The 10669-nt window shown below is 36.7% G+C and carries 4 protein-coding genes; 1 reads left to right on the forward strand and 3 read right to left on the reverse strand.

All coding sequences use genetic code 11. From position 1 onward, the window contains the following. The first annotated feature begins 76 nt into the window (after positions 1-76). The gene (locus BM327_RS12770; protein ID WP_090250939.1) at positions 77-1519 is read left to right on the forward strand and encodes an aldehyde dehydrogenase; all 1443 of its coding nucleotides are present in this window, start codon (positions 77-79) and stop codon (positions 1517-1519) included. A 206-nt stretch (positions 1520-1725) separates the two neighbouring features. Here the strand turns inward: BM327_RS12770 and BM327_RS12775 are convergent, their stop codons facing one another. From BM327_RS12775 to BM327_RS12785, 3 genes are all read right to left on the reverse strand, one after another. Then, positions 1726-5682, reverse strand: a complete 3957-nt coding sequence (locus tag BM327_RS12775) for a T9SS type A sorting domain-containing protein (RefSeq protein WP_090250943.1) — start codon at positions 5680-5682, stop codon at positions 1726-1728. Positions 5683-5738: 56 nt separating this feature from the next. Beyond that, positions 5739-6689, reverse strand: coding sequence for a hypothetical protein (locus BM327_RS12780; protein ID WP_090250947.1), 951 nt, complete (start codon positions 6687-6689; stop codon positions 5739-5741). 146 nt (positions 6690-6835) lie between these two features. Further along, positions 6836-10084, reverse strand: a complete 3249-nt coding sequence (locus tag BM327_RS12785) for a GEVED domain-containing protein (RefSeq protein ID WP_090250952.1) — start codon at positions 10082-10084, stop codon at positions 6836-6838. Positions 10085-10669 lie beyond the last annotated feature (585 nt).

Consider the following 10669-nt stretch of genomic DNA (forward strand, 5'->3'; position numbering starts at 1 on the left):
ACACGTATTTCTATTTCACAGTTTCCCCCCAAAATTCACAAGAAAATAGTAATTTTAGAGTCCAATTTTTACATGCATGGAGAAATTACAAAACTTTGTAAATGGTGAGTACATCAACTCATCTAGCAATCAATATATAGACAACTACGAACCTGCAACAGGTAAAGTGTATTCCCTTATTCCAGATTCTAATGCTGCTGATGTTGAAGAAGCTGTAAAGGCTGCTGAAGCTGCTTTTCCAATTTGGTCAAACATGAGCAAAGAAGAAAGAGGTGATATACTTATGAAAGTGAGTACAGGAATTGAAAAATACATGGACGAATTTGTTGCTGCTGAAAGTAAAGACAATGGTAAACCTTTAAAGTTGGCCGGACATGTAGATATTCCACGTGCCGTTTCTAACTTTAAATTCTTTGCTACAGCAATTCAACATTACGCTTCTGAGTCGCACTACATGGAAGGTGTTGGAGTTAATTACACCGTTCGTAAGCCTTTGGGTATTGTTGGATGTATTTCTCCATGGAACTTGCCCTTATACCTATTTTCTTGGAAAATTGCTCCAGCTTTAGCTGCGGGTAATTGTGTAATTGCAAAACCTTCAGAAATCACTCCTTATACAGCCTTTTTATTGGGTAAAGTATTGAAAGAAGCAGGTATGCCAGCTGGAGTTTTAAATATTCTACATGGCTACGGACATACGGTTGGTGATGCCATGGTACGCCATCCAAAAATAAAGGCTATTAGCTTTACAGGTGGTACCAAAACCGGTCAAACCATTGCTAGTATAGCCGCTCCTATGTTCAAAAAACTTTCTTTAGAACTTGGAGGAAAAAATCCAAATATCATTTTTGCTGATTGCGATTTTGATGAAATGTTGAGTACCACAGTTCGCTCTAGCTTCGCTAACCAAGGTCAAATTTGTTTGTGTGGATCTAGAATTTTTGTGGAAAGAAGTATATACGACAAATTCAAAACGGCCTTTGTAGAAAAGGTGAAAAATTCTAAAGTTTCCAACCCAACAGATCCGAAAGCACATTTGGGTGCATTGGTGAGCAAACCACACATGGAAAAAGTACTTTCTTACGTTGAATTGGCTAAAGAAGAAGGTGGAACAGTTCTTTGTGGTGGAGAACGTGTTATGTTAGAAGGAGAATACAAAGATGGATACTATGTGGCTCCCACAGTAATTGAAGGTTTAGACTATAATTGTAGAACTAACCAAGAAGAAATCTTTGGTCCTGTAGTTACCCTTACTCCCTTCGATACAGAAGAGGAAGCGCTCATGATGGCCAACAGCACGCAATATGGTTTAAGTGCAACAATATGGACATCTAACTTAAAAAGAGCACACCGCGTAGCAGATGAAGTTCAAGCTGGAATTGTTTGGATCAATGCGTGGTTGGTAAGAGATTTACGTACACCATTTGGTGGAGTAAAATCTTCTGGTGTTGGCCGTGAAGGTGGTTGGGAAGCCTTGCGTTTCTTTACCGAACCAAAAAACATTTTTATTAAGCAATAAGTAAAATATATACTACTTTAAGACTGTTTCTAATAAAGGAACAGTCTTTTTTTTGGCTGCCGAACGGGTCATCCGTTTACTCCACTTTTGCAGCTTTTATTTATTTGGGCGCTTGTAAAGTTTCTAAGGGCACTTTTCAAGCACCTAAATCATATCAACCTGCAAAATGCGGGGTGCCACTTCTCCCCCTGGCAGAGAATTCTCAACTAATTAACAATTACCACTTTTTTATATACCACTCCTTGTTCAATTTCTATCCTAAGCGTATACACTCCAACAGGTATAGACGATAAATCTAAAACTACCTTATCTCCTATATTTTCAAAATTTGGAATTTCTGCCTCACTCCCCTTAACATCATAAAGAACTATATGTGTGAAATCTTTCACCGATGAATTGAACTGAATAAATAAGTTTTTTGCTACGGGATTAGGATATACATCTACCAAAAATGATAAGACTTCATCATCAACAGAGGCAATGGCATGAATTGTATCTTCCACCGTACAACCATTGGCATCCGATATCATTACTTTTTGCAAACCTACTGAAGGTAAACTCGTTTGTCCTATACCTAAACCAAACCAATTATATTGATAGGGTGGTGTACCACCGGAAACATTAGCTGTTACCGTACCATTATAATTGTCTTGAAGATCTACCTCCAATTCATCGGGTTGCGTAACATTAAAGGATATTAGGTCTTTACATCCAAATTGATCTTGGTAGCTTATCGTGTATACTCCTGCTGTTATATTGGTGATAACATTGCTCGCGGGGTTACTTACGTTTGACACCCAATGATAAGTATAATTACCTAACATCCCGTAAAAATTGATGGCTAAAAACCCATCATTCTCGCCATAACAACTTATATTATGTTGTGTAGAATCATACGCCCAAGTAGATATCGTTTGATAAACACTTGCTGTATTGTTATTCATATTGGCATCCATAGAAAAAAGTACTGAACCCTCAATATTGTGTTGACCAGAACTACCAATATTGTCAACAAGCACCCGTGCTGTATCTAAGGGCCCAACCCATAAACTCGAAGATTTTAAAACTTGAGATCCAACTTTAAATTCATAAGGCACAACAACACCAGAAGTATAGGAATTATTTATTATATAAAACAAACTATCTATATGTCTAGAATCAGGGCCACATATAACATCATTCGCTATTTCAGGCGCAAAATAGGCTTCAATATCCGGTTTCTCCTTAATGTTTATTCCACTAATTACAATTCCCAAATTTCCATCATCCGTGGTACTACTAGCTCTAAAAGCAAATTTTACTACGCCTGTATATGGAGATAAATCAACGCTAAATACTTGCATATTTGAGTTCACACCACTACTATCTGTCCATACTTCTAAGATGTTACTATTCGACCATGTCAAACCATTATCTAAAGAAATTAACAAAGTCAAACTATCATCAGGTCCCCACGTGTAAAAAGACCCCTGAGTAGAACTTTTTGCCACCATATTTATTTCCATGAAATAATCTCCCCCTGTCAAATCAAAAGATGGAGTAAACAACCAATTTTCTGTATTCACACCAAAATCATTGACCCATAAACTATATCCTAAAAATGAACCCCAATATATATCATCCCAAAAAGAAAATGTAGATGTAAAGACTGTGCTGTCTGAAAGTACACCTTGCCCCTCTGTCCAACAACTTGGCCAATTAGAAGAAAAATATTCTTGGTAGGGTACAGGCTCAATTCCGCAGGGAGTTTTGAAAAACAAACTACCTTGCCACATACTTACATCACTACTAGAACATACATTTCGTACATAGACATGATAATTTGTATTTGGACTCAGTCCTGAAACGTGAATTGAATCTATAGCAGAGTATACAACATTACTTGCATTGGGTTGTGATCCAGCATTAACGATGGACACTTCGTACCCTTGAACTGGTAAAATATGATCAACGAATACATCTACACTATTACCTTGAATATTTGCTAAAGTAAAATTACTCGGAGCAGAACAAGAGGGAACTTGACCTAAGTAAAAGTTCTCAATAAAAATCTTCATACCACCATCCTTATTTTTCGAGGATACATAAAACCCAATCTTAATTTTTCCCGTGTAGGACGACAAATCGTACATCTGGTAAAAATCGGATAAATTAGGTCGGTTTGAATACGTATAGATTTCGAGTGCATTGTTAATGTCCCATGTAATTCCATTATCTGTAGAGATTACAATAGCAACGGTATCATCAATTCCCCATCCATAATACTGATTGATGTTATAGTCCACATTTCTAACTTTGCACTTTAAATAATCTCCATTACCTGATAATGAAATGCTCGGCGAAATGAGCCAATCACTAACAGCAAAATATCTAAGATCCATACTGGAGCCTGAAACATTCATGTCCCAGTTCGAAGATTTCGCAATCATTTGTGTTGAATCTGTTAGTACACCTATGCCTGTAGTCCAGCAATCATGATTGAAAGTATAATTTACTGTATCACTGGCACATTCTGTATGTACTGGTAATGCCCCATACCACGGACTATTAATACTACCACATTTCGTTCTGATATAAATATCGTACGTTTCATCGGGTAATAGATTAGTAATTTGTAGCTCCTTACTACTTATTGTGGTATCCTGACCAGTACCAATTGAAAAACCATCCAAACCATATGCTACTTCCCATTGATTTGAAATTGTATCCTCCCATTCTAAAAAGATATTCTCGTCATCCGCATATTTAACATGTAGACGATTTGGACGTTTACAACTAGGTATTTGTTCTATTTTGAAATTGTCTATCCCAATAAAACTATAACTATTTGCTATAGTATTAATATTATAAAAACCGAACTTAACAGGACCGTTGGTGCTCGGTATAGGAATACTTACATTTTCGTAACTATCCGCGGGTAAATGATTAATACTCCATTGAGCCAGTATATTACTTTTGTCCCAAGTCTCTCCATTGTCATATGAAATAACAAAGTTTAAAGTATCATCATCTGCCCAGGCAGACGAGTAGTATTTACCATCCCAAACATATTCATTTTTTAAATCGAAATTTACTTGCATATTAGAAGCGGAAACTTGTATGCTTGGAGAAACAATCCACTCTCTAAAATTGGTTTGGTATTGATTAAATCCAGATTGTCCTCCAAACAAATTGATACCCGTTTGATTGATAAACTCTAACCTCGAATTCGTATCCAAAATTCCCTTTCGGTAATGCCAACATGAAGCATTACCATCAAAGTCTTCTATAAATGGAGTAGGCTGTGTGGCACATTCTGTAATAAAATAAACGGGACCAACCCAAGCACTTGTATCACCAACGCCACAAACATTTCTGATATAACTCTCATAATGCGTTGCTGAGGTAAGACCTAAAATTAAAGCCGAATCTGTTGAACTTGTCAAATCAGTACCTGAACCAGAATTCATAAAATTAACCAATCCATATTTGATTTGGTAATCTCCAGAACTTATAGGGTCATCCCAAGTTAGAAATAAATCGGTTTGAGTTATTCCAACTGGACTTACATTTTTGGGTTTAGGACAGCTTTGACTAATACCAAGAAGGGTTAATTGTAGTAATTTATCAACCTTCGAGTTTGGACCTTGTAAAGACAAATCTATGTCTCCATTGACACTCCAGCTACGACGAGTTGCTCCATTTCTATAACTCCAATAAAACCCCTCATGATAATCACCATAATATTTCCCATTCCCCTTTTCTTTTATTCCAACAACCAAATTGCTATTACCTGAATAACTAAACGGTACAGGAAAATCTATTTGTATGTAATCTGCACCCCAAACTTTGGTAATCTGTACAGTCGTGTCACTTACTAACTCCAAAAGTGCCGTATCTATTAATCCTATATTCTGAAAGTTATTAGAACTAGTTTCTCCAAGATAAACCTCAAAATCATCGTTTCCACCTAAAGAAAAACCTTCAGTTACATACAATTTTATTCCTGTAATATTTCCTGCTCCTTTAATTTCATCTTTATTGTAAATAGACTGGAAATAATTGCTTTCCATACCAATTTCAAATGGAAAATCATGAGAGTGATTGACTGAGGTCGTTAAGTCAATTTGAGTGTATGCAATACTACAACTCAAAATCAAAGCAATCAAAATAAGTAGTTTCATAAAGGTGATTTTTATCTAGGCAAAAATACAGAAAGTATCAACAAACGAGTTGATTATCACTCATTAAATATCAGTATATAAACTGCATTAAGTTGAGAAACACTGTTCTCCAAGGTTTCTTTACGTTGAATTTGGGAAGGCAAACCCAAGCTGTCATAGAAGAATAAATAACTCTCTTCACTCACAAAATCTTGTTCTATAAAAAGACTGTCCTTAATCTCTACCAACGTATTGTTTGCATAGGTAAAATACTTCCTATGCTCCACCTCACCCTCATTACTTTGATTGAAAAGCAAAACGTTAGTATTACTGTAAACATTTTGTTCTAGGGTATCTTGAGTATCCTTACGGTAACAACACATCATCTTCGGGTTCTTCAAACTTCCTTGAACATCATACACGGCTTTGTTTAAACTATCACGTAGATAATTCTTTTTTCCATCAGGAGTATTTAAGCACAATACCTCCGACTTTCTTCCCTTGTATACATACACACTATCGTAATTTTCCAAGGGTTCTAAGAATGCCTCCGTTGTATTTTCCAAACTAGGATCGTAAAAGTGTTTCTTTTTAAATTTACTAAACACTTTTTGCTTCGCTTCTACCCTTCCACAGGCATCTGGTTTTCCCAACCTATATTCTTTGCTTGAAATTAATATATCATCGTAATACTCGAGTTTATGCATAGAACGCAAAGCTCCATTGGTATTGAACTTAAAACTAATTTGCTTGCGGGGTAAAGCTTGCCCGTAATCTATTCCCTTGTCGAAATCTTCACCCTTGAACTCCTTTATTTCTATTCGCTGAATATCTAGACTATCTATAAAATTTTCCGACCACCAATACGGTAAATTGGTGTTCTTAAACTCCATATCCAAACCATAGATATTGGTAAAAATTCCATTATAATTTATTGCATAGTTTAAGGTTGCCTTTACCTTATCCTTCTGCATTTCAGAAGTGGTACAAGCACAAACAAACAACAAGATAAATAGGGCATATTTCATTCTAGGTTGAAGATACGTAGAATTCCCAATATTTAAAATCTACTTGCGAAGAACTAAAGTAATTTTATTAAATGAATTAGTTTAAAGAGCAAACGAAAAAGGCACCCCGATGATCAGGGTGCCTCTCTGGTTTATACAAAAATGATTTATTGAATTACCAACTTAAGGATTGTGGTATACTCCCTTTGTTTTATCTCCATGAAATAAATACTCGGACGTAGTTCTTGTACATCAATTACCACCGTTTCATTCGTCGGGATCTCAATGAAATCACCCTGCAGACTACTGCCTTTTGTGTCATATATTTTATAAGCAATTTTGTTTGCGCTACTATTAACTAAAATAGAGAAGATACCCTTGGATGGATTGGGATAAATCTCAATCTTACTAATTTGAGATGCCTCTTCTGCAGAAGCATGACAATTTCCAGAAGGGTCAACAAGTAGAACCAGAAGTGCCGTATCATTTGGACATACACTACCTTCTACAACATACCTATAATTGTATTGCCCCGGAACTTGCGCAACTAAACTGTCAGGATTAGGAACTATATTGTAATTCGGATCTATCCAGTATCCTCCTGTATCCGTTGGAATATCACCTGCCGGAAAAGGTATCAATAAATCTACTGGACAATTCACCATAGTGTATTGAGAACTAGGTTCACCTGCATAAGGTAGTTTATCCAATTCAATTTGTGTCGATACCGTATCTGAAGCACACCCTAAATTACTCGCGTAAGAAATGTCATAAAAGCCTTCTTGTAGATCTTGTACCATTAAATGATGATTTAATATTGAGGCGTTTACAAATGGGACCGTTGAAAACCAAAATCCCTCTTCGTTTGGATAGGTCGAAAGCGTTGTTGTCAAATCCATACTCTCTCCCGTGTAGCATATACCCGGATTAGCCTCAAATTGTATGTCTTGTAGGGTCTCAGGATCAGTTAATCGTATGGAAAATTCACCACCCGCAGCTGTTACATCATCATCCGAGTACAATATAAAATAAGTGTCTCCAGGTGTTAAACCACATAACACCCAATCGAAGGATACTAAACTTGTATCAAACATTGAATTGTCATTTGCTTCAATGAAAGAAAATGCATTCGCATTATTAACATCTGTAGTGCTAAAGACCGCAGCCTTATTGGCAACATTAATGGGTTGACTAATAGACTTGTTCAAATGATTTATTCCTGTAGCATCTATAATAACATTTCCTGAAGCCGGTGCAGTGAAATGAAACCATAATGCATTATTCACCGACTGATTCCCCCAACCCGTAAGTGTATTTCCAGTAGGAATAGCACTGGCCAATTGAGTACTGATGCTTGCATTGCTTACATTTTGATTTGTAGTTACTAAAGCCACTCCATTTACACTTAAAGGAATAGAACTCGATGGGCTTGTATTGGTACTTATATTGGCTGGAACTGGTGTAGGATAACAACTCCAAGCACTACTATCTATATATTGTCCTTGACTATAACACTCCCTCATTGCACATACCTCTAACATAAACGGAGTATTTAAATTGAGGTCTACAATCGAATCTATAGTAATTACTGGCCAGCTTAGATTACTCTGAACGTAGTGTGTGTATGCCGGACTACCAACATATTTATAATAAACGTGGTTTTGGTAATTGAAGTTCGTGTTGGAATTATCTAGCGCAATGATTAATGTATCCGTATGCACATCAGCATCTATAATCTTTGGGGGTGTACAATCAACAAATGTAAAGGTATCCATCAAAGCTGGACCTTGGGAAGCATTTCCACAATTCGTATTGAAGTAAACCTCATACGTGTTTCCTGCCGCTAAACCATTTGTACCCAAAACAAATTGATGCTGATTACTTCCAGAAACATTCAAATTAATACCTGCTCCCGGTGTATATCCTGTTGGACCATATTCTATACTAACGGATGAGTTGGTGTTGGCCCAAGTATAACGAATCACATTCTCACTTAAATCTTGTCGAGTTAGGTTGAATATAGGATCACATATCGTAGGTTCTAAAACTACACAGCTATTTCCTTGGAGGTAGGTTGCATCATTTAAAGAAATATCTAAATTCTGAAGGGGGCCACGCACCCCTATTTCTGCATCTTTTCCAAAATCGAAATTTGGATTGGAGAAAACAACATCTTCATAGATGAAATAACAGTTCCCTGTATTCTCCTCTAAAACTATTTCAAAATTAATTCTATCGGCATTGTTCTGAGAGGAAGAAACATATCCTCTATTTTTCCACTGTACGATAAATTTTCTATTTGGCGCAAAACCATCTGTTAAATAATATACCCCGTCAGTTAATACACCATTCGTATACGCAGATAAAGCCTGATTAAAGACGAAAAATCCATTTTGAGTAGACGAAGCTATATCTGTTCCTATCGTGCCCGTTTGGGTGCCTAAAATAAGTGCACCGTCATGACCCACGGTAACTTCGTTTATAACTTGTCCTTGAAACTCGAAACTAAAGGGAAGTGTTAAGCCTGAAGCTTGACCATTGGTTAAATTTAAATTGGTACCCCAAAAGGTTATATCTTGGAAACTTGGGCATTGACCGATAACATTATTAACATACAACGGTAAACCAGAAGTTGCTGCAGTGGTGCAAGTACTTGTAGAAGTATCTCCAGGAGCACACAAAGAACGTACACAAACATCATATACCGTATTGGGCAATAAATTGGTTAAGGTAGCATTTGTGGTAGCGATGTTCATTGTTGTTCCCGTACCTTGTTGAAATCCGTACGGTCCATATTCTATGATAAAATTTATAGCCTGCCCAGGGGTAAAGCTTAAATCCATACTCGTTGGAGTAATTCCTGTTACTTCAAGGTTAGAGGGAGGACTACATAGGCCACCATTGATCAGCAAACTCATGTCGAGTATATTCCCCACTGAGATATCATTATTTGCATCTAAGGGAGCCGTTGTATCTTTCTCTAGCATCACTCTCATCTTTGTCCAACCATTCAAAGCTGTAGCTGGAACGGTAAACGTATAGTTCGCTGTTCCTTGACTGCTAACATTGTCGAGTAATATAGATTCGTTTTGTTCAAATATTCCGTTGCGGTTGTAATCTATCCAAGCTTCTAAAACACTGGTATAAAAAGTAGACGAACACGTGTTAACTCCAACATCTAACGAATAAGTAGAATTCGCTTGTAATTGTGCAGTTAGATTATTGAAATTACCATAACTCGAAGTAAAACCACATACTTGCTGAACATTGATAAAATTGTTCGAAGCATTATTCAGTTGGACAGTATCTACATTTATAGCATTATGTATCTGAGCATGTGGAATCGAATAGGTTTGTGAAAATGCTGAAGTAATACTTATAGCCAGCATTAAACATAAAAAATATAATTTTTTCATACGGTGGGGTTATTTAACACCCTAAACGAGAAGCTAACGCCATAGGTTGGTTATAAATGATTTAATTCCATAGACAAAACACTTCCCCTTTCATAAGCACTTTACTTTGCAATTAAAACAATGACTGAGTCCACGCATACTATGTAGTTATCGCAAATTCCCAAGTATAAAGAAAGAACCACCAACACTTTTAAATTTTGAATTTTGAATAATGAATTTTGAATTAAATCTGGCTGTTCGGGCGGGCTATCCGCTCTACTCCGTTGTGTTCAGCTTAGTGGACTATGGTCAAACAATAAGTTTCTTAGCGTCACTTTCCGTTTTCCCTCTTCCACACAGCTGCTCCCATCCGGGGTGCCACTACTATCCCTAACAGAAGACAGTATTGAGCAAGAGTTTTGAGGAATTTGAAATTGGAAATTGGAGATTGATTCTTCTAGTAAGGCTATCGCTCACTTGTATGGCGTGAGACGATGAACACCATCTCGTGTACTAATGACGGATCACTTTTCACCAATGGCTATAAACTAAAAAAGCCTCATTCCGTTTGGAACAAGGCTTTCTAAAAAGTGGCGTCGACTTACT

Source organism: Lishizhenia tianjinensis (assembly GCF_900116425.1).
Taxonomy (GTDB): Bacteria; Bacteroidota; Bacteroidia; order Flavobacteriales_D; family Crocinitomicaceae; genus Lishizhenia; species Lishizhenia tianjinensis.